Genomic DNA, 21,800 nt, shown 5'->3' on the forward strand with positions numbered 1-21,800 from the left:
AAACAGTTTGTAGTAATCAATCAAATGACATAAATACAGATCGTATTATTATCAGCTCCACCTGTTCACCTTCCCACCCAGAGCACCGACCACATGACCACAACCCCGGATCACCTGCCTGGTACACCTGATGACGATGAAATTAAGTGCTTGCAGGGCAGCGACGCAGCCCGGCGCGCCTTGGACTACTACTTCAAAGAAGACGCCGAGCCCACATCGGACGATGTGGCCTGGTTCGAGGCCAGCCCCACTGTCAGCCATGAAGAAGCCCTGGTCCACGCTTCGGACCTGCTACGCAGCGCCGCCGCCATCGCGTATGAGCTGGCGAACAACAAGCTGGGGGGCACCCGGGACCTGGCGTTTTCGGTGGTGTATCTGATTGATATGGCCAAGGCCATGCTGGAGCGTCCACTGCAACTGGTCGGCGGGAAAACCCCTTGACCCGGTAGGCGTGCAGGAACAGAAGGAAAAATATTTCTATCTGGCAGATAAAAACATTTGACTTGCAAATGATAATGATTATTATTGCATGCAGCTGGTCGCGAGATCAGTCGATAGACCAAGGGACCTTAGGTCGGACTCTTGGAATATCTCCTCATCAGGCTAATCACGGTTTTTGACCCGGCTCTTTGGCCGGGTCTTTTTTTTGCCAGTTATTCTGGCGTGGCTTCAGGCTAATGAAGACTGTGTGTTGCTTGATGGCGCGCATGGTAGCAAAAGACCATCGCCGAAAGAAAGCCGATAAAGCGCTCTAGCCCGGATCTTTCCAAATTAGCACTTGAGAATCAATCTCATAGACTCTAAGCTGCTGCAGCGTCAAGGATGACGCCCCCTTCTTTTTCGCATTAATTTGCGTCCAGATTTTACCCCGCGCCTGTGTAAACTGCCCGCCACACCATTTAAATTCAGGCAAGCAGACTATGACCGTGGCCTTGACCTCCATCAAAATCAGCAGCGACTTCGACAGCGGCAATATCCAGGTGCTCGACACCAGCGATGCCCATCAGTTGCTGCTGGCAATCAAGCCGGATACCCGCAGCCAGCACTTCCAATGGTTCCACTTCAAGGCCGAAGGGATGCACATTGGTCATACCCATACCTTCCGCCTGAGCAACGCTGGCCAGTCTTCCTACAAACATGCCTGGAGCGGCTACAACGCCGTGGCGTCCTATGACCATATCAACTGGTTCCGGGTGCCGACGCGCTTTGATGGCGAAACCTTGCACATCGAATTGCAAACCGAGCAAAAACACGCCTGGCTCGCCTACTTCGAGCCCTACAGCCGCGCGCGCCACGCCTGGTTGATCGACCAGGCGCTGAACCGCGCCGGTACGCAACTGCTGGCCACCGGCAAGAGTGTCGAGGGCCGTGATATCCCCCTGCTCCGCCGTGGCAAGGGGGACGCGGGGCAGCGCAAAGTGTGGATCATTGCCCAGCAGCACCCCGGCGAGCACATGGCCGAGTGGTTTATGGAAGGCATCATCGAACGCCTGCAACAGGACGGTGATGATGAGCTGAAAAAACTCCTGGCCACCGCCGACCTGTACCTGGTACCGAACATGAACCCGGATGGCGCGTTCCATGGCCATCTGCGCACCAACGCCATGGGCCAGGACCTCAACCGCGCCTGGCAGAGCGCAAGCCAGGAACTGAGCCCGGAAGTGCTGTTCGTCCAGCAGCAGATGGAGAAGTACGGCGTAGACCTGTTCCTGGATATCCATGGCGACGAGGAAATCCCCTACGTGTTCGCCGCAGCGTGCGAAGGCAACCCCGGCTACACCCCGCGTATCGAAGGCCTGGAAAAACACTTTCGCAGCCACTTGAGCGAGCTGACCCGCGACTTCCAGACCACCCATGGCTACACCCGCGACCTGCCTGGCCAGGCCAATATGACCCTGGCTTGCAACAGCGTGGGCGAGAAATTCGACTGCCTGTCCCTGACCCTCGAAATGCCCTTCAAGGACAACGACGATGCGCCCGATCCGCGTACCGGCTGGTCTGGCAAACGCTCCCGGCAACTGGGCAAGGACGTGTTGAGCACCGTGGCGGACATAGTCAACGTACTGCGCTGACCCTGCCCCAATAAGTATCGCTAACCCTAAGCCTCGGACTGCGCCGCCACCCGCAGGCAGTCCTGAGGTCCGAGCACCCGGCCATCCGCCGCATGCACCTGCAAAGCCTGCAGCGGCTGACCGTGCTCACGGTCCAACAGCACCGAATGGGCCTCGCCTTCGGCGTAGAAAAACCCCTCGCCCCATTGCCGCAACCCAATGATCACCGCAAACAGCCCCCTGCCCTTTTCCGTCAACACGTACTCCTGATAAGCGCTGCCATCCGAGGCCGGGACAATCTCAAAAATTCCGTGGCCGACCAGGCTGCGCAAGCGCGTGGCCAGTATGTTCTTGGCCATGCCCAGGCTGCGCTGGAACTCGCCAAAGCGGCGGATGCCATCGAATGCATCGCGAATGATCAGCAGCGCCCAACCATCGCCAATCGCCTCCAGTGAGCGCGCCACCGGGCATTCGGCAGTTTCAAAGCGGGTGAGTTTGACCATGGGTAACGCCTGCCTGACAAAAAATGTAGTTGCAATATAAAACCGCAATACCTACCGTACAACCAGTTTCATTTAGCAACCACATTGAGAATTGAGCATGCCCCCATCATCGTTAAGCGCCGCCGTGGTGCTGCTGTTTGCCATTGCCTGTGGCCTATCGGTGGCGAATGTCTATTACGCCCAACCCCTGCTCGATGCCATGGCCACGACGTTCGCCATGGACCCCGCCACCGTCGGCATCGTGATCAGCCTGACCCAGGTTGGCTACGGCGTTGGCCTGTTACTGCTGGTGCCGCTGGGCGATCTGCTCAATCGCCGGCATTTGATCGTCGGGCAGTTACTGCTGTCCACCGGTGCGGTGTTGCTGGTCGGCCTCTCCAACAGCCTCTTCGGGTTTCTGGCCGGCCTGCTGCTGACGGGCCTGCTCGCCGTGGTGGCCCAGGTGTTGGTGGCCTACGCCGCCAACCTGGCGCGGCCCGAGCAACGGGGGCATGTGGTGGGCCTGGTGACCAGTGGCATCGTGGTTGGCCTGCTGCTGGCGCGCACGGTGTCCGGGATCATGGCGGACCTGGCCGGCTGGCGTTCGGTGTATCTGCTGTCGGCGGGCTTGACCCTGTTGATGGCACTGCTGCTCTGGCGTGTCTTGCCTACCACCGAGCAGCCTCGGGCGTCAGGCTCCTATCGCCAGTTGCTGGTTTCAGTGTTCAGCCTGTTGCGTGAGGAAAAAGTACTACGCGACCGCGCAGTGCTGGCGTTTCTGATTTTTGCCGCGGGTACCGTGCTCTGGACCCCGCTGGTGCTGCCCTTGAGCGCCCCGCCCCTGTTGTTGTCCCACACCCAGATCGGCCTGTTCGGCCTCGCCGGTGCCGCCGGCGCATTGGGCGCGGCCCATGCCGGGCGCCTGGCAGACCGCGGCCTCGCCCAGTGGACCAGCGGCGCGGCCCTGGTGCTGATGCTGCTGTCATGGCTGGCCATCGCCTTGACCCAGTCTTCGTTGTGGGCGCTGCTGCTTGGGGTAATTACCTTCGACCTCGGCCTGCAAGCCGTGCATGTCACCAGCCAAAGCCTGATCTACAGCGTACGCCCCGAAGCCCAAAGCCGCCTGGCAGCCGGCTACATGCTGTTCTACTCGGCGGGCAGCGCCCTGGGCTCGCTCGGCGCGACCCTGATGTACGCCTGGGCCGGCTGGCTCGGCGTGTGTGCCTTGGGCGCCGCCATCAACCTGCTGGCGCTGGTGTACTGGCGGGCGACCCTGGGGCCTCAGTCCTTGCCGAGCATGCTTTGCAGCACGCCATCCCGGCGAACCCAGCCATGGAACAACGCCGCCGCCAAATGCAGCAGCACCGTGAGGAACAGCAAATAAGCGAGATACCCATGGGCCGTGCGCAGCACCGCGAACAACTGCGCGTTGGCCGGCACCCACGAAGGCAACTGCAGCGCGCTGGACAGCATCACCGGGTCACCCGCCGCCGAAATCATCGCCCAGCCCAGTAGCGGCAGCACCAGCATCAAGCCGTACAGCAGCAGATGCGACGCCTTGGCCGCCAACACCTGCCACGCCGGTAAATCGGCAGGCAACGCTGGCTGACGGGTAGAAAAACGCACCGCCAGGCGCACGATCACCAACAGCAGAATCGCAATACCCAACGGCTTGTGCAGGTGCAACAACCATTCATGGCGCTGGGACACCGAAGCCACCATGCCAGCACCGATAAACAGCATGGCGATGACCATCAGCGCCATCAGCCAGTGCAGCAGGCGCGCCAGCGGGGCGAAAAACCGCGGTTGGGCATTCATGGCCGGGACTCCTGAGGGGGGTTGGGCAACTGGCTGACTTCACCGGTACGGCGCAGGTATGAACTGGCATAGGCAGCGGAACGTGCCGCCAGCAGCGGGTCATTGGAGGCTTCGATACCGCTGGGCAGGATCAGCGGGTCAAAGTTGATATCGCGGCAATCGCCGTCCAACTGCGGCTGGCTACGTTCGAGCACCAGGGTGCCGGCGTTCAGCACCGTGTGCGCGCCGGCCCATGCCTTGCTGGCGTCATCCACCGGGTCCGCGGGGTTGGCCAGGGTGATCTGCAATTGCCAGCGCAAGGGTCCGGCCGCCAACCGCTGCTCCAGGTCGGCCTGGAGAAAATCCGCCCCTCCTGGCGCAACGGCGCCACTGGCGTCCTGGCTCATCGGCACCACGCCCCAGCGCACGGCCTGGCGCTGCCCGTTGGCGCTGACCAGGTAAAACGCATTGATGCCGTTGTAACTTTCGCTGGCATAGCTGGCCGAAGGCCTGGCGGTCTTGACCCAGGCCAGGAACGGCGCGGTCTCGGGATGACTGGCAAAAAACGCCGGCAGACTGGCCGGGTTGGGCTTGCCGGTCGCAGGGTCCGCAGCCCCCGCCTTGAGCATCTGGTAGAAGGCCTCGGGGGTGCCCACCGGGAACACCGGCATGCTGTTCATCCCGCTGCGCCATTGCTGGCCGTTGGCCTGGTTGAACTGCACGGCCAGGCTGCGGATCGGCACGCTGCTGTCCGGGGCATAGGGGTTGCCGCTGGGTAGGGCGAAACGCCCGATCACCGGGGTGCGCGCTTCACTGAATACCTGCGCGCTGGAATAGGCACGCACCGCAGGGCTGCTCTCGAAATAACCCGCCACGCATACGCCCTTGGCATGGTTGCGCCGGTAGCCAGGGTGCAGGCCGTTGTTGGTTTCCAGGGCATTGACCAGGGTCTTGGGGCGCAACCGCTGTGGGTCGAGGGTACCGTTGACGTAGGCAAAGGCCCCGGCAACGACGCCGACGACCACGCCGATAGCGGCCAGGCGCAGCACCAGGCTGGCGCGCCCCAACGGCGTGCGGGGTGGCGATGGATGATCTGGCATGAAGTGCTCCGAGGCCAACGGCCACAGGTGGAAGGTGCAATGAGACGCCGCTCACGCAGGCTTATTCCACCAAGGCCGTAGGCTTTTTCGCAGCGGGTGATTCAGGAGTCCCAGATCGCGCCATAGGCCGGGATCCCCCGCGCCTCCATTTGCGCCACCACCCGGCGCGTCAACGCCTGGTTGGCGATACAGATCACCGCTTCGGCACCAAAATCCTGCACCGCCGCGTACGCCAACTGCACCAGGTCTGGCTTGCCGCGCACGTCGGTGTCCCAAATCACTGCGTGCGGTTGCGCCCGCAGGATCTCGGCGACCAGCTCTTCACCATAGGTCTTTGCCGGGCTGCGGGTGGACCACACCAACTGGATCGGCACCTGCCCGGCCAGCAAGTGCGGCATCACCGGGCCAATCCCGCTGCCGGTGGCGATATACACCACCGACTTGAACAACGTCTCGATATTCGCCACGCCCGCCGTGGTAATGCCCTTGACCCAGACATGGGATGGCATGTGCTCGATAAAACGCCCCGTCCAGTCCCCGGCCCTGGAAATAATCAGGCGAAAGCCCGGCTGGCCCGGGGTCGGGATATTGGCAAACGAATGCCACTCCAGCAGCGGCTGCAGGCTGATCGCCGTCGACGAGCCGGCAAAGGGCGTGGTGTGGCGCAATGTGGTGATCACCGCATGAGCGCAAGGCCGCTGATGACTGACTGCCACTTTGCGCAAGCGCAACCAAGGCAGGGCAATGCTCAAGGTCAGCACCAGCAGCATCCCGAATGCAACCGGATGAGCCTCGGCCAGCAGTGCCTGCACCCAGAACAACAGCAAGGCCGCCCACCCCGCAAAGCGGTGCACGCGCTCAAAGCCATTGTGAAAACGCCTGCGAATCCCCGGCTGCGCCATGACCACCATCAACAGCAACACTCCCAACAGCGCCGCACTGACCAACAACCACGGCGCAGAAACACTCTGCGGCTGTTGCAGGTAACGCCAGCCCTGGCTGGCGACCAGCAGCGCGAACCACAGCGTCGCCGCCAGCGCACCGCCGCTGTGCAGCCCGCCCAGGTGATAGACCTTGGCAGCATGGCGACGCAGGTACAGCGGCCAGCTCAGCGGGATGCGCGTGGCCAGCCAAAACAGCCCGTTGATCACGTACTGCTGGCGCACCAGGATCGCCAGGGACAGGTTGATCATCACCAGCATCGACACTTGCTGCGCGTCGATCACGGGCAGCTTCAAGCCAGACAGTGCAAACCACCCGTTGCCCAGCAGCACCAACGCCACCAGCCGGTTGTAATGGGAAAATATCGGCAAGCCACGCCACCGCCGCCACCCGCCAGGCAAGGCGGGCACTACCGTCGCCATCCACCGCTCAATCATGCTCGGCCCCCTGCTTTGAGGGCGAGTTGGCGACCCTCCTCACTGTCACAGGCCCATTGCCGCAGCAGGGTCTTGTCGATCTTGCCGCGTGCCGTCAGGGGCAAGTGCTCCAGGGCAAAAATCACCGCCGGCACACAGTAGTAGGCCAGCCGCTGCGCGCAGAACTGCCTGGCTGCCGCAATGTCCGCCGTGGCCGGTGTGACGAATGCCACCAGGTGCTGACTGTCGAACTTCAGCGCCACCGCCCGGCTACAGGCGCCACTGGCCTCCAGCGTGCTGGCCAGCGCGTCCAACTCCACGCGAAAACCGCGCACCTTGACCTGATCGTCGACCCGCCCCAGATGCTCCAGGGCCCCATCGTCCGTCCAGCGCCCCAGGTCGCGGGTACGGAACATCATCCGCCCCGCCCCCAGGAACGGATCAGGCCGATAGCGCTGCGCCGTCAACAACGGGTCATGCAGATAGCCCGCCGTCACCCCGTCGCCCCCGGCCCACATCTCGCCCACTTCCCCCGGCGCGCAGGCCTGGCCGTGTTCATCCAGCACATACACGGTGTTATTGGGCGTCGGTTGGCCGATGGTCAACGGCGCCCCTGGTACGTGCCGGTGCAAGGTGTTGACGATGGTGGTTTCCGTGGGTCCGCAACCGTTATAGAACGTGCAATGGGCCGCCCAGCGATCCGCCAGGGCCTGCGGGCATGGCTCGCCCGCCACTGCGACCACCTCAAGCGTGGCGCACTGCCGTGGGTCCAGGGTGGCGAGAATCGACGGGGTGGCGATCAGCACTTGGCAATGGCGGGCCGTTTCGCCGATATCTTGCTGACGGATATACAACGTCGCCCCGTGGGCCAGGCAGCCGAGGATTTCCCAGGCGGCCATGTCAAACGCGATATTGAGGATTTGCCCAACCCTCATGCCCGGCTTGATGCCCAGGTTGCCCGGTGCCGTCAGCAGGATGTTGCACACATTGCGGTGCGTCACCCGCACCCCATTGGGCCGCCCTGTGGTGCCGGAGGTGAACAGCACAAAACACAGGCTGGCGGGGTCTGGCGCGGCGACGTTCAGCTCGCAGGCCTGCGCCACCCACGGCTGTTGCGCCAGGAACTCGTCCAGGCACACGCACAAATGGCCCGCTGCCAGCGGCAATTGGTCCTTGAACCCCGACAAGGTCAGCACCACTGCACTCGACAGCGCCTCAAGGATCATCGCCAACTGCGCCGGTGGAGTGATCCTGGCATCCTGCGGCACATAGGCCGCGCCGACTTTCAACACCGCGAGCATCCCCACCAGCATGGGGATCGACCGCTCGACAAACAGCGCCACCGTATCGCCCGCCATCACCCCTTGCGCGAGCAGGTGCCGGGCCAGCCGATCGGCCTGGCGGTTCAACTGCTCATAGCTGATGCTCTGGCCCGAGCAGAGCGCGGCGATCCCATGGGGGGTTGCCGCGGCGTGCGCCTCGAATGCCTGGTGGATACACGCGTAAGGCAGCGCCCGCGCCGGCCCGCAGCCCCAGGCTTGAAGGGTATGACGTTGGATGATGGGCAAATGGCCCAGTGCCTTGGTGCAAGCAAAACCGCTATCCGCTGCTGTCGTCGATATCATGGGTCAACTCCTCAACTGGCCCCTGCCTCACACTGTTCGGGCAGGCAGGGGGCTGGACTGAGGACGATTCACGACATTACAGGGCTACGGGAGCTTACAAACGATAGAGACCGAGGCTATCTACAGCGCTTATTTTTCCCACAGATGGAATAACCTTTGCCCCTAGGCGTCTTCCTCAACACCGCCCACGACACGCAGGCCCTCCATGCACGAGCTCGACGACCAGTTGCGTGAACTCCTCCCCAGGCTGCGGCGCTTTGCCCTGTCCCTGACGCGCAACCCCAGCAGCGCCGACGACCTGGTGCAGGCCAGCCTGGAGCGCGCCATCGTCAGCTGGCGCCACAAGCGCGTCGACGGGGATTTGCGCGCCTGGCTGTTTTCGATCCTCTACCGGCAGTTCCTCGACGCGCACCGGCGTTCGCGGCGCTATGCGCGGATGCTGGAGTTCTTTACCGGCCGCGATGACGCGCAACCGTCAGTCGAACGCACGGTGATCGCGCAATCGACCCTGCAGGCCTTCGACCAGTTGAGCAGCGAGCAACGCGCCCTGCTGCTATGGGTCTCGGTGGAAGGCTTGAGCTACAAGGAAGTCGCCCATATCCTCGACGTGCCCATTGGCACCGTGATGTCACGCCTGTCCCGCGCCCGCCAGGCCTTGCGCCAGCTCAGCGACGGCGATATCACCCGCCCTACCCTGCGGATACTCAAATGATCAGCCTGCCCCCCAATGAACGCGACCTGCACGCGTACGTCGATCACCAACTCAGCGAGCCGGATCGCCGCCAATTGCAGATCTGGCTCGCCGCCCACCCCGAGGTCGCGGCCCAGGTCCACGCCTGGCAACAGGATGCCCAGCACCTGCGCGCGGCCATCGGTGCGCCGCCAGCGGTCAACCCCGAGCTGGATCCGGCGCTGCTTCGCCAGCGCCTCAAGCGCCAGTCGCGCCGCCACCTGGCCACTGCCGCCATGTTGCTGGTCGCCATCGGCCTGGGCGGCCTGGGTGGCTGGCAAGCGCGGCAGGCCACCCTGCTCGCCAGCAGCCTGCCGATGACCGACGCCATGCAGGCCTATCGCCTGTTTGCCCAGAACCCGATCATGCCCGCCGACTACCAGGTGCAGGGCAATGGCGATATGCAAGCCTGGCTCGACCGCTACTTCGCCCAGGCCCATCGCCTGCCAGACCTCAGCCAGGCCGGCTTCAACCCAGTCAGCGCGCGGCTGCTCAGCACCGACCAGGGTGCGGCGGCGATGGTGCTCTACGAGAACCCACAAGGCCGGCGCATCAGTTTCTACATTCGCCCGCCGGGCCCGCAGAACACCCTGCTGCCAAGGGGCAGCCGCAGCGCCGAGGGGCTCCAGGCCGAGTACTGGTCCAGCCCCGGCTACAACTATGCGATGGTCAGCCAAGAGGACGAGCCGACCACCCCATTGCTCAAGCAGACCACTCGGTTCTAGGACGCCACCGCCATGCCTTTTCGAGATAGCCGCCCGCGTCGCCTGCCCTTGCTCAGACGCCTGTTCGGCAAAACAACCGCCAGTGACAGCGCGCCAGCCATTCAGCGGTTCTTCGCGGACAAGGCCCGGCAACAGGGCTACACCCTCAGCCCCAGCCAATTACAGGTGATCGACGCCATGGCCCGGCAGACCTCGTACCTGCTGGACCGGCGCCCGACCCGCAGCCTGTACCTGCACGGCGCCGTCGGCCGAGGCAAAAGCTGGCTGCTGGACGGGTTTTTCCAGGCCCTGCCCTTGCCTGACAAGCAGCGGGTGCATTTCCACGACTTTTTCGCCCGCCTGCACCGTGGCATGTTTGCCCACCGCCAACAGGCCGATGCCCTGGGCGCCACCCTGGACCAGTTGCTCGACGGCTGCCGGGTGCTGTGTTTCGACGAATTCCATGTGCATGACATTGGCGATGCGATGTTGATCACTCGTCTGTTCAAGGCCCTGTTCCAACGGGGCATCCTGGTACTGGTCACCTCCAATTACCCGCCCCAGGGCTTGCTGCCCAACCCGCTGTATCACCAGCGTTTCAAACCGGTGATCGACTTGATCGGCGCGCACATGGACGTCATGCAAGTCAGCGCGCCCCAGGACTACCGGGGCCTGGCGCAGAACCACCAGCAGCAGCGTTTCACCCACGGCCAATACGTGTGGCCCGGAACCCCGGCCCAGCGCCGCGAACTGGCGCTGCCCGCCACCGCTGGCCCGCCCCTGGCGCTGGCGGTCGGCTCGCGGCAACTGCAAGTGCGCTGGCACCAGGTGCGCAGCCTGGCCTTGACCTTCAACGACCTGTGCGAACAGCCCACCGCCGTGATGGACTACCTGTTGCTGTGCGAGGATTTCGACCACTGGATCATCGACGACCTGCCGCTGCTCGGCGATTGCCCGATTGCCGTGCAACAGCGCTTTATCAACCTGATCGACGTGCTGTACGACCAGGACAAGCACCTGACCCTGCTGGGCCAACAGCCACTGGACGACGCCCTGCAAGGCCAGGCGATTGACCTGGCGCGCACCCGCAGCCGCCTGGGGCAGTTGCAACAAGTCAGCCCGCTGGCGCTCAAGTCGCTATCATGAGCGCCTTTGACCTTGTCGAGTGACCTACGCTGTTCATGGATACCCTTGCCCAACTCAAGGCCGGCCAACTGGCTGGCATCAAGCGCCTGGACCTGTCCTGCGGCCTGACGCAGTTCCCCCGGGAAATCTTCGACCTGGCCGACTCCCTGGAAATCCTCAACCTGAGCGGCAATGCCCTGCGCAGCCTGCCGGACGACCTGCACCGCCTGCCCCACCTGCGCGTACTGTTTTGCTCGGACAACGCCTTTACCGAACTGCCGGTGTGCCTGGGGCAATGCCAGCAATTGAGCATGGTCGGTTTCAAGGCCAACCAGATCGAGCAGGTGCCGGCTGCTGCGCTGCCACCGCAGTTACGCTGGCTGATCCTCACCGATAACCGCATCCGCCAGTTGCCGGACGCACTCGGTGAGCGGCCACTGCTGCAAAAACTCATGCTGGCCGGCAACCGCCTGGAGCAACTGCCCGCGAGCCTGGCCCAGTGCCATAACCTCGAACTGCTGCGCATCGCTTCCAACCGCCTGACTCAGTTACCCCACTGGCTGCTGACACTGCCGCGCCTGACCTGGCTGGCCTATGCCGGCAACCCGGTGGAAAGCGCGGTGGACGTGGCAACTGATGACGCGACGCCGAACATTCCCTGGGCCGAACTGGAACTGGGCCAGGTGCTGGGCGAAGGCGCCTCGGGGGTGATTCGCAAGGCACTGCGCAAACCGTCGAACGAGCCAGTCGCGGTCAAACTCTACAAGGGCACCATCACCAGCGACGGCTCGCCGCTGCACGAAATGCAGGCCTGCATTGCCGCCGGGTTGCACCCGAACCTGATCAAGGTGCAAGGCCGCGTGGTCGGCCACCCCGATGACCAGGCCGCGCTGGTGATGGACCTGATCGACCCGAGCTACCGCAACCTCGCCGGCCTGCCCAGCCTGGCGTCCTGCACCCGGGACATCTACGACCCCGCCACCCGTTTCAGCGTGGAGGTCGCGTTGCGCATGGCGCGCGGCATCGCCTCCGTGGCCGCGCACCTGCACCGGCACGGCATCACCCATGGCGACCTGTATGGCCACAATATTTTGTGCAATGCCCAGGGTGATTGTTTGCTTGGGGACTTTGGCGCCGCATCGTTCCATGCCACGGCCGACACCCTGGAGACCAGGGCGTTGCAGCGCATTGAAGTGCGGGCGTTCGGGGTGTTGCTGGGGGAGTTGCTGGAGCGGATTGACGCGGGTTTGAGCGCTGAACAGCGCCAGGTGCTGGAGACAATGGGTGACAGTTGCTGCCAGCCGCAGGTGCTGGCGCGTCCAGCGTTCGAAGAGATCGAGGCACTGCTGTCCTCACTCTGAAACGCCCTGTAAATGTGGGAGCGGGCTTGCCCGCGATAGCAGTGGGTCAGCCCGCTGATGTGCCATCTGATACACCGCTATCGCGGGCAAGCCCGCTCCCACACAAGTCTGCGCCCATAATTCCAGGCCGGGTTTAGCCCGCCAGGCCGACGAACATATCCTGCACGTCGTCATGGTTGTCCAGGCCTTCGAGGAAGGCTTCGACTTCAGCCATCTGCTCATCGCTCAAGCCGCTGACCGGGTTTTTCGCAAGGTAGCCCAACTTGGCCGACAACACGGTAAAACCCTGCTCCGGCAAAGCCTTCTGCACCGCGTCCAGGTCGGTGGTCTCGGTGATGAACAGGGTCGTGCCCTCTTCTTCACCTTCTTCAAAGTCCTGGGCGCCGGCTTCGATGGCGGCCATTTCCGGGTCGGCGTCCGGGGTATCCGGCGAGGCTTCGATCAGCCCTACGTGGTTGAAGTCCCAGGCCACGGAGCCCGAAGCCCCCAGTTGCCCCTTGCGGAACGCCACGCGGATTTCCGCTACGGTGCGGTTGATGTTGTCGGTCACGCACTCAACGATCAACGGCACCTGGTGCGGGGCAAACCCTTCGTAGGTCACGCGATGGTACTGCACGGTCTCGCCCAGCAGGCCCGCGCCTTTCTTGATCGCGCGCTCCAGGGTTTCCTTGGGCATCGAGGCCTTCTTGGCCTGCTCGACCACCAGACGCAGGTGGGCGTTGGTCGCGGTGTCCGCACCGTTACGGGCGGCAATGGTGATTTCCTTCACCAGCTTGCCGAAAATCTTGCCCTTGGCATTGGATGCCGCTTCTTTATGTTTAACCTTCCACTGTGCGCCCATGACTCACTCTCTTGATATCCGTGGCGCCGAGACGTCTACTGGCCGGCGCTTTGGCCGCAGAGTTTATAGGGCAAGAACCCATCGTTCCACCAAAAAACCGGCCAGCGTTGCAGGGGCCTCAGGTGCGCAGGGGTTTGATCGCGACGGAACGATCCGGCACAAAGTCGCCCACTTGCGCCAGAACCGCAGGCCGCGCGTTCCAATAGGGCATCAGCACCAGCGCCGAAAACAACGCGGCGCCGGCGAACACGATAAACACCGTCACCGTGTCGAAGTAGCCCGGCAGCAGGCCACCGAGGATCGCCCCCACCGAACCGCAGCCGTTGACGAAGCCCGCCGCCGTGGCGCCTGCCTTGGCCGTACCGAAGTCAATCGCCGCCGTGCTGCTGATCATCGAGTCCGGCCCGTACAGGGTCAGGCCCATCACAAACAGCAAGGCCATCACCAACAGCACGCTACCGGTATGCAAGGCCCCCATGAACAGCGCCAGCGACACCGTCAGCGCCAGCAGGCTGAGGACACAAGCCGGCATGCGCCGGGCGCCAAACAGTTTGTCGGACGCCAGGCCAATCATGATCGGCCCCAACAATCCCGCCAGCTCGAACGCCGTCGGCACAATCGCTGCGCCGACCTTGCCCACCGAAGGCATCTGCTCATAGACAATCACCGGGCCCCACAACAGGATCGCGTAGCGCGCCGGTTTCAACAGGAAGTACGCCAGGCCCAGGGTCAGCACCGTGCGGTTGCGCAAGATCTCGCGCAACGGCTCAAGGATGCTGATTTTTTTCGCCGCTGCCTGCTCTTCAGCGCTCATTGCCGGCTCGGGCTCCACTTGCGGCAGGCCGACGTCCTGAGGCGTGTTGCGCTGGAAGATAAAGAACAGCACCGCCACCACCGCCACCACCGCGGCACTGGAGATAAATGCCGCGTGCCAGCTGCCAATCAGGGTGTAGGCCCACCAGCCGGCAAATGGCGATGCCACCAGCCCGCCAAACGCGTAACACGAGCTCCACAGCCCCAACACCCGCCCGCGCTGCTGCGCCGGGAAGAAACTGCCAAGGTTCTTGCACAGCCCCGACCAGCCGGTGGACTGCGCCAGCCCCTGGATCAACATGCAGGTGACAAAGATCGGCAAGGTGGCAAACGTGCCCATGACCAGGGCGGCGGCCGCCGAAATCACCAGCCCGCCCAACACCACCACCCGTGGGCCGAAACGGTCGGCAAGCATGCCCCAGGTGAACTGGCCAACGGCATAGGCCGCCAGGTACAGGCCATCCAGGTTGGCCATCATCATCTTGTCCAGCGGGAAACTGGGGTCGTCGACGAGCCCCAACTTGGCCACGGAAAACGCTTTGCGGGTGAAATAGAAGGCGGCATATGCCAGCCAGGTGATGGCGAAAATCTGCATGCGCCAACGCTTGATGCTACCCATAGGGATATTCATGGTGGTTCTGACCTCAGGTGTGAGTGTGCCGGCAGAATCGAGAAGCAATTGCCTGTGTTTTTATTGTTTTGCACTGCAGTACCGGGGCGCAGGGCGCTGGGTACTGGTCAGATGAGTCCTGCAAGGGTGCACGCAAGGGCCCATGATCGCCGAAGTTGTAGGACTCAACCTACGGCGACTGAGCGCTATCAAAGCAATGGCTGACTAATAGGTAAAATCGATTTATCGTATTTCAAATATAAGCTCAGCTTGTAAGAGGTCGTGCCATGTCGGTTTCCCATGCCCAACTCAAAGCCTTCCATGCCGTGGCCGTCCACGGCAGCTTTACCGCGGCGGCGCAGCGGCTGTTCCTCACCCAGCCGGCCATTTCCGATCAGGTGCGCAAGCTTGAAGAGCGTTTTGGCGTGCTGCTGTTCCATCGCAACAAGCGTTCGGTACGCCTGACCGACCTGGGGGAGCGCCTGCTGAGTATCACCCAGCGCCTGTTCGTGATTGCCGCCGAAGCCGAGGAACTGCTGCAAGACTCCAAGGCCCTGCAGACCGGCAGCCTGACCCTGGCCGTGGACGCGCCGGTGCATGTGCTGCCGCAGATCGCGCGGTTTTGCGAACGCTATCCGGGGATCACCGTAAGGATCGAGACCGGCAACACCGATGATGCGCTGTATCGCCTGCACAACTATCAGGCTGACCTGGCGCTGGTGGGGCGCGATGTCGACGATGAGCGCCTGCTCTCGATCCCCCTGCGCGATGACCCGATGCTGGCGTTTGTCGCACGTAACCACCCATGGGCCGGGCGTGAGTCCATCGACCTGGCGGACCTGGACGACACGCCCCTGGTGCTGCGGGAAATCGGCTCGGTGACCCGTCAGACCCTGGAGCGCGAGATGCACCAGGCCGGGCTGCGCATCCGCCCGGCGATCCAGGTGGAAGGCCGCGAAGCCGCGCGTGAGGCGGTGGTGGTGGGGATTGGCGTGGGGGTGGTCTCGGCGTCGGAGTTCGGCGCGGATTCACGGGTATATGCCATGCCCATCCGCGACTGCACCCAGCGTATGAAGGAAACGCTGGTGTGCCTCAAGGAGCAGAGTTCGCGGCGGGTAGTGGCGACTTTCCTGGAGATTGTCCGGGAAAGCCTGCGCGACGATTAGCTGAGTAATTGCATTGAGTTGACCCGTGCACAGGCTCTCGATGACTGGCCAGACTCGACCCAACCTCGTTCCTGAGCCTGCACGTCATCATGAGCGTGACTAATACTCTTTTGAAATCAATTCGTTTTTGTTCATGTAGCCTCCTTGCTTAAAATACGTGCAGCTCTTCACGCTGGCCGATCTACAAGCCGTCGAGTGAAGAAACAGCATGTTGATCAAATCTGAAAGAGGCCAGGCGCCATTTCAGGTTTGTCCAAAATACGGGTGCAGGTCACGATGAACAACGAATTCACATTTGCTATCAAGAGCATTTGTTTTGATGAGAATTACTTTCCTTCAGACACTACGCGCATCACGACCAACTTTGCCAATCTAGCGAGGGGGGAGAGTCGTCAGGAGAATCTGCGCAACACGTTGAAGATGATTGATAATCGCTTTAATGCATTGGCGCACTGGGACAATCCTACGGGTGATCGTTACACGGTCGAGTTGGACATTATCTCCGCTGAAATGAAAATTGATACTGAAGGTCGCGGCCACGCTATTCCTTTGATTGAGATTTTGAAGACCACGATTGTTGATCGAGAAACCAATCAACGCATCAGTGGCATAGTGGGAAATAACTTCTCATCCTACGTGCGAGACTATGACTTCAGTGTGCGGCTGCTGGAGCACAACAAGAACCAGTCACAATTCAGCACCCCACATGACTTTGGCGATTTGCACGGCAAACTATTCAAGTGCTTCGTCAACTCCAGCGCTTACAAAGAGCACTTCGACAAGCCACCGGTCATCTGCCTGAGCATATCCAGTACCCGGACATACCTGCGAACCGAGAACCAGCACCCTGTGTTGGGCTTTGAGTACCAGCAAGATGCCTACTCTTTGACAGATGAGTACTTCAGGAAAATGGGCTTGAAGGTTCGTTATTTCATGCCGCCGAACAGTGCCGCGCCACTGGCTTTCTACTTCTCGGGGAATTTGCTCGGTGATTACACCGATCTTGAGTTGATTGGCACCATTAGCACCATGGATACGTTCCAGAAAATCTACCGCCCTGAGATTTACAATGCAAACTCCGTAGCTGGAAAGTTCTACCAGCCTAGTTTGAAGCATCAGGACTATTCATTGACTCGAATTATTTATGATCGAGAAGAGCGAAGCCGACTGGCTACTGAACAGGGAAAGTTTGCCGAAGAGCAATTCATCAAGCCCTATAAGGTCATTCTTGATCAATGGTCTGTTAGCTGCGCGCATTAATTAATTTCAAATCAAGGTCTTCTTTAATGAAAAAGCTGTTGCCTACTTCGACCGCTGGGAGCTTGCCTAAACCTTCCTGGCTTGCACAACCTGAAACGCTTTGGTCGCCCTGGAAATTGCAGGATGAAGAACTGGTTGAAGGTAAACAGGACGCTTTGCGCCTCGCCTTGCAGGAGCAGCAGTTGGCCGGCATTGATATCGTCAGTGATGGCGAACAGACCCGTCAGCATTTTGTGACGACCTTCATCGAGCATCTCGAAGGGGTCGATTTCGAGAATCGTGAAACCGTCCGGATTCGTGATCGCTACGATGCCAGCGTGCCGACGGTTGTGGGTGCCGTTTCTCGGAAAAAGCCGGTATTCGTGGAAGACGCCAAATTCTTGCGCCAGCAGACGAAGCAGCCAATTAAATGGGCCCTGCCCGGCCCCATGACGATGATTGACACCCTCTACGATGCTCACTACAAAAGCCGTGAAAAACTGGCCTGGGAATTCGCGAAGATTCTCAATCAGGAGGCCAGAGAGCTGGAGGCTGCCGGGGTAGATATCATCCAGTTCGATGAGCCTGCATTCAACGTGTTTTTTGACGAGGTGAATGACTGGGGTGTGGCCACCTTGGAGCGAGCAATCGAAGGGCTCAAATGCGAAACCGCCGTGCATATTTGCTATGGCTATGGCATCAAGGCCAACACCGACTGGAAAAAAACGCTGGGTTCGGAGTGGCGCCAGTATGAAGAAGCGTTCCCCAAGTTGCAGAAATCCAGCATCGATATCGTCTCGCTCGAATGTCACAACTCTCACGTCCCGATGGATCTGATCGAGCTCATCCGGGGTAAAAAAGTGATGGTGGGCGCCATTGATGTGGCAAACCATGCCATCGAGACGCCCGAGGAAGTCGCCAATACCCTACGCAAGGCACTTCAGTTCGTAGATGCCGACAAGCTCTATCCTTGCACCAACTGCGGCATGGCTCCGTTGCCTCGCCAGGTGGCAAGGGGCAAGTTGAATGCGTTGAGCGCAGGCGCAGAGATCATTCGAAAAGAGCTGTCGAACTAGGAACCGCGATGTCACTCACTGCCACTACCACTGCTACTTCCATCGAGCCCCTGAGCTTTCGTCAGGCGCTCGGGCACTACGCTTGCGGTATCACGGTGATTACTTCGCACACCGGTGATGAGCCGATTGGCTTTACTTGCCAGTCGTTTTATAGCGTATCGATGAACCCGCCACTGGTCTCGTTCAGCGTCATGTGCAGCTCGGCCAGCTATCCGAAGATTCGTGAGGCAGGTCGATTCGCAGTCAATATTCTGTCCGGTGAACAGGTTGGGATTTCCAACCAGTTCGCTCGTCGAGGCACGGATAAGTGGCATGGAATCGAATGGCAGGAATCACCGCTAGGTAACCCCGTCATTGCCGACAGCCTGCACTGGCTCGACTGTGAAATCCACGCTGAGCACGTCGCAGGCGATCACGTGATAGTGATTGGTGAGGTGAAAGCCATGGATCTGCAAAAGGCCGATACCGCACAGCCATTGCTGTATTTCAAAGGGCAGTATCGCAACCTGGCGGCGCATGGCGCAGTTTGAGCGACGAGGGTTTTCCTGCGTAAACGCACTGGCCACAAGCCACTGCGTTATGTTGCGTTAACGCACACTAGACACCTACAGCCCTGCGAGAGGGGTACGGGGCCAACTCGAAGTCGAATGCAAACGACTGGTCAAACGGGGTGCAACGTCCCAATCAGCTTGCGGCCAACTCGAAAAACGCCTGAATCAAGCGCAACTCGCGGCGTCGTTCCATGCAGCCGAGCATGTGCTGGTTCAGCAGCCCATCGCCACGGATCGCAATCGCATGCACCCGCGGGTCCCGGCTGACTTCCATGGAGGACACCACCCCCACCCCCAATTCGGCGGCCACCGCTTCCGCCACCGCTTCGCGGCTATCGAGTTCCAGCAACACCTTGGGCTGCACGCCGGCCTTGGCACACGCCTCGTCGAAAGTGCGGCGGGTGATGGAACTGGGCTCGCGCAGCACCATGATCACCTGGTCCAACTGCTCCAGGCGAATACCCGCCGGGTCCGCCAGCCACGGGTGGCCAGCCGGTACCAACGCGCAAATACGTGACTCGATCAAGGGTTGCAGGTGTACGCCCTTGCGCGGCTCGACTTCGGTCAACACCGCCACATCCGCATGCTCGGAGAGCAGCGCCGCCAGGGTTTCCTGGGCATTGCCCAGGCGCAGGTTGACGGTGATCCCCGGGTAACGGGCACGCAGCTTTGCCAACATCGGCATGACCATATGCGGGCCATCCGCCGCCACCTCCAGGCGTCCGGTGAGCAATTGGCGGTTGGCTTCGAGCAGGGTCTGCGCTTCATCCACCAGGCCGAAGATGCTGCGGGTGATGGCCGCCAGCTTGATGCCCTCCTCCGTCAACTCCACGCGCCGCGCGGTACGCCGCAGCAGGGTGATCTGGTAGTGCTCTTCCAGCGCCTTGATATGCCCGGTCACGGCTGGCTGGCTGATAAACAGGCGCGCGGCGGCACGGGTAAAACTGCCGTCCCGGGCCACGGCGTCAAATGCACGGAGTTGGAAAAGATTCATAGCTATCGGCCTCACTGATGGCTGGCATAACAACAAACAATTTGATTGATGACAAGCCAAACTGCAATTTATGTCCCGTAGCGTCATCCCACTGCTTTGCGAGGACAAGAGAATGAGTACTGCCGCGCCGATCCTGCTCACACCTGGGCCCCTGACCACCTCTGCCCGCACCCGCCAGGCGATGATGGTTGACTGGGGTTCGTGGGATGACCGCTTCAACCAACTGACCGCCAGCCTCTGCGAGCAACTGCTGGTGATCATTAACGGTGGCGACAGCCATCACTGCGTGCCCTTGCAGGGCAGCGGCACGTTCGCCGTCGAAGCCGCCATCGGTACCCTGGTGCCCCGCGATGGCAAAGTGCTGGTGCTGATCAACGGCGCCTACGGCAAGCGCCTGGCGAAGATCTGCGAAGTGCTGGGCCGCCCGTTCAGCACCTTCGAGACCGCTGAGGACCAGCCCACCACCGCCGCCGATGTCGACCGCCTGTTGCAGGCTGACAGCAGCATCACCCATATCGCGCTGATCCACTGCGAAACCAGCACCGGCATCCTCAACCCGCTGCCGGAGATCGCCCAGGTCATCCAGCGCCATGGCAAGCGCCTGATCATCGACGCCATGAGCTCCTTTGGCGCGCTGCCCATCGACGCCGCCCAAGTGCCGTTTGACGCCCTGATCGCTGCCTCCGGCAAATGCCTGGAAGGCGTGCCCGGCATGGGTTTTGTCTTTGCCAAAAAAGACGCACTGGCCGCCGCCCAGGGCAACAGCCATTCCCTGGCCATGGATTTGTTCGACCAGCACGCCTACATGGCCAAGACCGGGCAATGGCGCTTTACCCCGCCGACCCACGTGGTAGCCGCCCTGCATGAAGCGCTGCTGCAATACAACGAAGAAGGCGGCCTGCCAGCCCGTCACCAGCGCTATGCCGCCAACTGCCAGACGCTGCTGGACGGCATGGCCGACCTGGGTCTGCGCAGCTTCCTGCCGGCCGCGATCCAGGCGCCGATCATCGTCACCTTCCACGCGCCAAACGATCCGCGCTACCAGTTCAAGGACTTCTACGAGCGGGTCAAGGCCAAGGGTTTCATTCTGTATCCGGGCAAATTGACCCAGGTAGAAACCTTCCGCGTGGGCTGCATCGGTCACGTCAACCAGGCCGAGATGCAAGCGGCGGTGGCGGCGATTGCCCAGGCGCTGCAAGAGATGGAAGTGCTCGAAATCTGACTCCCTTCGGCGATGGGGCCTTCAGGGCCGCTATCGCCGGCAAGCCGGTTCCTACACATTATTTACAGGATTTGAACCATGAACTATCAGAACCCCAACACCCTGCAGGCCGCCATCCTTGATTGGGCCGGTACCGTGGTCGACTTTGGCTCCTTTGCCCCCACGCAGATTTTTGTCGAGGCGTTTGCCGAGTTCGACGTGCAGGTTTCCATCGAAGAAGCCCGTGGCCCGATGGGCATGGGCAAGTGGGACCACATCCGCACCCTGTGTGATCAGCCGCAAGTGGCCGAGCGCTATCGCAAGGCCTTCGGCCGCACACCGACCGACGATGACGTGACCGCCATCTACGAGCGCTTCATGCCGTTGCAGATCGAGAAGATCGCCGAACACTCGGCGCTGATTCCCGGCGCCCTGGAGACCATCGCCGCGCTGCGTGCGCAAGGGATCAAGATCGGCTCCTGCTCCGGCTACCCCAAGCAAGTGATGGACAAGGTGGTCGAACTGGCGGCTACCAACGGCTACATCGCCGACCATGTTGTCGCCACCGACGAAGTGCCCAATGGCCGCCCATGGCCGGCCCAGGCCCTGGCCAACGTGATCGCCCTGGGCGTCGATGACGTGGCGGCCTGCGTGAAGATCGACGATACCGTGCCGGGCATCCTCGAAGGCCGCCGCGCCGGCATGTGGACCGTGGCGCTGACCTGCTCGGGCAACGCCCTGGGCCTGACCTACGAGCAGTTCCGCGCCCTGGACCCGGCGACCCTGGCCAGCGAACGCAAGCGTATCGAAACGATGTTCGCCGGCTCGCGCCCGCACTACCTGATCGACACGATCACCGACCTGCCCGGCGTGATCGCCGACATCAATCAGCGCCTGGCACGTGGTGAAATGCCGCAAAGCGCCTGATCGAGATCAATACATCGCCCCTCACTCGGGCAAACCTTGCATAACAGGT

21 protein-coding genes are annotated in these 21,800 nt (G+C 61.7%); 13 read left to right on the forward strand and 8 right to left on the reverse strand.

Features of this window, described 5'->3' with window-relative positions; all coding sequences use genetic code 11:
- Positions 1-93: 93 nt before the first annotated feature.
- Both HBO05_RS22945 and HBO05_RS22950 read left to right on the forward strand, forming a co-directional pair.
- Positions 94-441: a DUF3077 domain-containing protein gene (locus HBO05_RS22945; protein ID WP_169954376.1), complete on the forward strand. Its 348-nt coding sequence runs from the start codon at positions 94-96 to the stop codon at positions 439-441.
- A gap of 479 nt (positions 442-920) precedes the next feature.
- Positions 921-2,072 (forward strand): carboxypeptidase family protein, encoded by a 1,152-nt coding sequence (locus HBO05_RS22950; protein ID WP_170043119.1) that lies wholly within the window; start codon positions 921-923, stop codon positions 2,070-2,072.
- A gap of 26 nt (positions 2,073-2,098) precedes the next feature.
- On the opposite strand, the gene HBO05_RS22955 is transcribed toward HBO05_RS22950, so the two are convergent.
- A complete protein-coding gene (locus tag HBO05_RS22955; RefSeq protein ID WP_169954378.1) occupies positions 2,099-2,554 on the reverse strand; it encodes a helix-turn-helix domain-containing protein in 456 nt (151 codons plus the stop codon).
- Positions 2,555-2,651: 97 nt separating this feature from the next.
- On the opposite strand from HBO05_RS22955, the gene HBO05_RS22960 reads away from it, so the two are divergent.
- Complete coding sequence (locus HBO05_RS22960; protein ID WP_172314137.1) at positions 2,652-3,917, forward strand: MFS transporter; 1,266 nt, start codon at positions 2,652-2,654, stop codon at positions 3,915-3,917.
- Here HBO05_RS22960 and HBO05_RS22965 read toward each other — a convergent pair.
- From HBO05_RS22965 to HBO05_RS22980, 4 genes are all read right to left on the reverse strand, one after another.
- Positions 3,815-4,351: a cytochrome b/b6 domain-containing protein gene (locus HBO05_RS22965; protein ID WP_169954380.1), complete on the reverse strand. Its 537-nt coding sequence runs from the start codon at positions 4,349-4,351 to the stop codon at positions 3,815-3,817. The genes HBO05_RS22960 and HBO05_RS22965 overlap by 103 nt on opposite strands.
- The gene (locus tag HBO05_RS22970; protein ID WP_172314139.1) at positions 4,348-5,430 is read right to left on the reverse strand and encodes a catalase family peroxidase; all 1,083 of its coding nucleotides are present in this window, start codon (positions 5,428-5,430) and stop codon (positions 4,348-4,350) included. The genes HBO05_RS22965 and HBO05_RS22970 overlap by 4 nt, the downstream gene beginning before the upstream one ends.
- Before the next feature lie 101 nt (positions 5,431-5,531).
- On the reverse strand, positions 5,532-6,809 hold the full coding sequence (locus HBO05_RS22975; RefSeq protein WP_172314141.1) for a hypothetical protein: 1,278 nt from the start codon (positions 6,807-6,809) through the stop codon (positions 5,532-5,534).
- Entirely contained in the window at positions 6,806-8,413 is a 1,608-nt protein-coding gene (locus HBO05_RS22980; RefSeq protein WP_172314143.1) for an amino acid adenylation domain-containing protein, read from the reverse strand. The genes HBO05_RS22975 and HBO05_RS22980 overlap by 4 nt, the downstream gene beginning before the upstream one ends.
- Positions 8,414-8,618: 205 nt before the next feature.
- Here HBO05_RS22980 and HBO05_RS22985 point away from each other — a divergent pair, with 205 nt between their 5' ends.
- The 4 genes from HBO05_RS22985 to HBO05_RS23000 are packed head-to-tail and all read left to right on the forward strand — an operon-like array spanning position 8,619 to position 12,333.
- A complete protein-coding gene (locus HBO05_RS22985; protein WP_169954384.1) occupies positions 8,619-9,125 on the forward strand; it encodes a sigma-70 family RNA polymerase sigma factor in 507 nt (168 codons plus the stop codon).
- Positions 9,122-9,868 carry an anti-sigma factor gene (locus HBO05_RS22990; RefSeq protein ID WP_172314145.1) on the forward strand — a complete coding sequence of 249 codons (747 nt, stop codon included), beginning with the start codon at positions 9,122-9,124 and terminating at the stop codon, positions 9,866-9,868. The genes HBO05_RS22985 and HBO05_RS22990 overlap by 4 nt, the downstream gene beginning before the upstream one ends.
- A gap of 12 nt (positions 9,869-9,880) precedes the next feature.
- A complete protein-coding gene (gene zapE, locus HBO05_RS22995) occupies positions 9,881-10,993 on the forward strand; it encodes a cell division protein ZapE (RefSeq protein WP_172314147.1) in 1,113 nt (370 codons plus the stop codon).
- A 35-nt stretch (positions 10,994-11,028) separates the two neighbouring features.
- Complete coding sequence (locus HBO05_RS23000) at positions 11,029-12,333, forward strand: protein kinase (RefSeq protein WP_172314149.1); 1,305 nt, start codon at positions 11,029-11,031, stop codon at positions 12,331-12,333.
- Between the two features lie 133 nt (positions 12,334-12,466).
- Here HBO05_RS23000 and HBO05_RS23005 read toward each other — a convergent pair whose 3' ends face one another.
- Complete coding sequence (locus HBO05_RS23005; protein WP_057441529.1) at positions 12,467-13,174, reverse strand: YebC/PmpR family DNA-binding transcriptional regulator; 708 nt, start codon at positions 13,172-13,174, stop codon at positions 12,467-12,469.
- A 118-nt stretch (positions 13,175-13,292) separates the two neighbouring features.
- A complete protein-coding gene (locus HBO05_RS23010) occupies positions 13,293-14,618 on the reverse strand; it encodes an MFS transporter (protein ID WP_170057941.1) in 1,326 nt (441 codons plus the stop codon).
- Between the two features lie 266 nt (positions 14,619-14,884).
- Here HBO05_RS23010 and HBO05_RS23015 point away from each other — a divergent pair, with 266 nt between their 5' ends.
- From HBO05_RS23015 to HBO05_RS23030, 4 genes are all read left to right on the forward strand, one after another.
- Entirely contained in the window at positions 14,885-15,763 is an 879-nt protein-coding gene (locus HBO05_RS23015) for a LysR substrate-binding domain-containing protein (protein WP_169954389.1), read from the forward strand.
- Positions 15,764-16,039: 276 nt separating this feature from the next.
- On the forward strand, positions 16,040-17,023 hold the full coding sequence (locus tag HBO05_RS23020) for a DUF1852 domain-containing protein (protein WP_172314151.1): 984 nt from the start codon (positions 16,040-16,042) through the stop codon (positions 17,021-17,023).
- A 26-nt stretch (positions 17,024-17,049) separates the two neighbouring features.
- Positions 17,050-18,078 carry a methionine synthase gene (locus tag HBO05_RS23025; RefSeq protein WP_076962641.1) on the forward strand — a complete coding sequence of 343 codons (1,029 nt, stop codon included), beginning with the start codon at positions 17,050-17,052 and terminating at the stop codon, positions 18,076-18,078.
- 8 nt (positions 18,079-18,086) lie between these two features.
- Entirely contained in the window at positions 18,087-18,608 is a 522-nt protein-coding gene (locus tag HBO05_RS23030; protein WP_076962640.1) for a flavin reductase family protein, read from the forward strand.
- 154 nt (positions 18,609-18,762) lie between these two features.
- Here the strand turns inward: HBO05_RS23030 and HBO05_RS23035 are convergent, their stop codons facing one another.
- Positions 18,763-19,623 (reverse strand): LysR substrate-binding domain-containing protein, encoded by an 861-nt coding sequence (locus HBO05_RS23035; RefSeq protein WP_172314153.1) that lies wholly within the window; start codon positions 19,621-19,623, stop codon positions 18,763-18,765.
- A gap of 112 nt (positions 19,624-19,735) precedes the next feature.
- Between HBO05_RS23035 and HBO05_RS23040 the strand changes: the two genes are divergently transcribed.
- Positions 19,736-20,845 carry a 2-aminoethylphosphonate--pyruvate transaminase gene (locus tag HBO05_RS23040; RefSeq protein WP_172314155.1) on the forward strand — a complete coding sequence of 370 codons (1,110 nt, stop codon included), beginning with the start codon at positions 19,736-19,738 and terminating at the stop codon, positions 20,843-20,845.
- A 78-nt stretch (positions 20,846-20,923) separates the two neighbouring features.
- Positions 20,924-21,751: a phosphonoacetaldehyde hydrolase gene (phnX, locus tag HBO05_RS23045; protein ID WP_172314157.1), complete on the forward strand. Its 828-nt coding sequence runs from the start codon at positions 20,924-20,926 to the stop codon at positions 21,749-21,751.
- The last annotated feature ends 49 nt before the right edge of the window (positions 21,752-21,800 follow it).

It is taken from the genome of Pseudomonas sp. WS 5079, from assembly GCF_012985465.1.
Lineage (GTDB): Bacteria > Pseudomonadota > Gammaproteobacteria > Pseudomonadales > Pseudomonadaceae > Aquipseudomonas.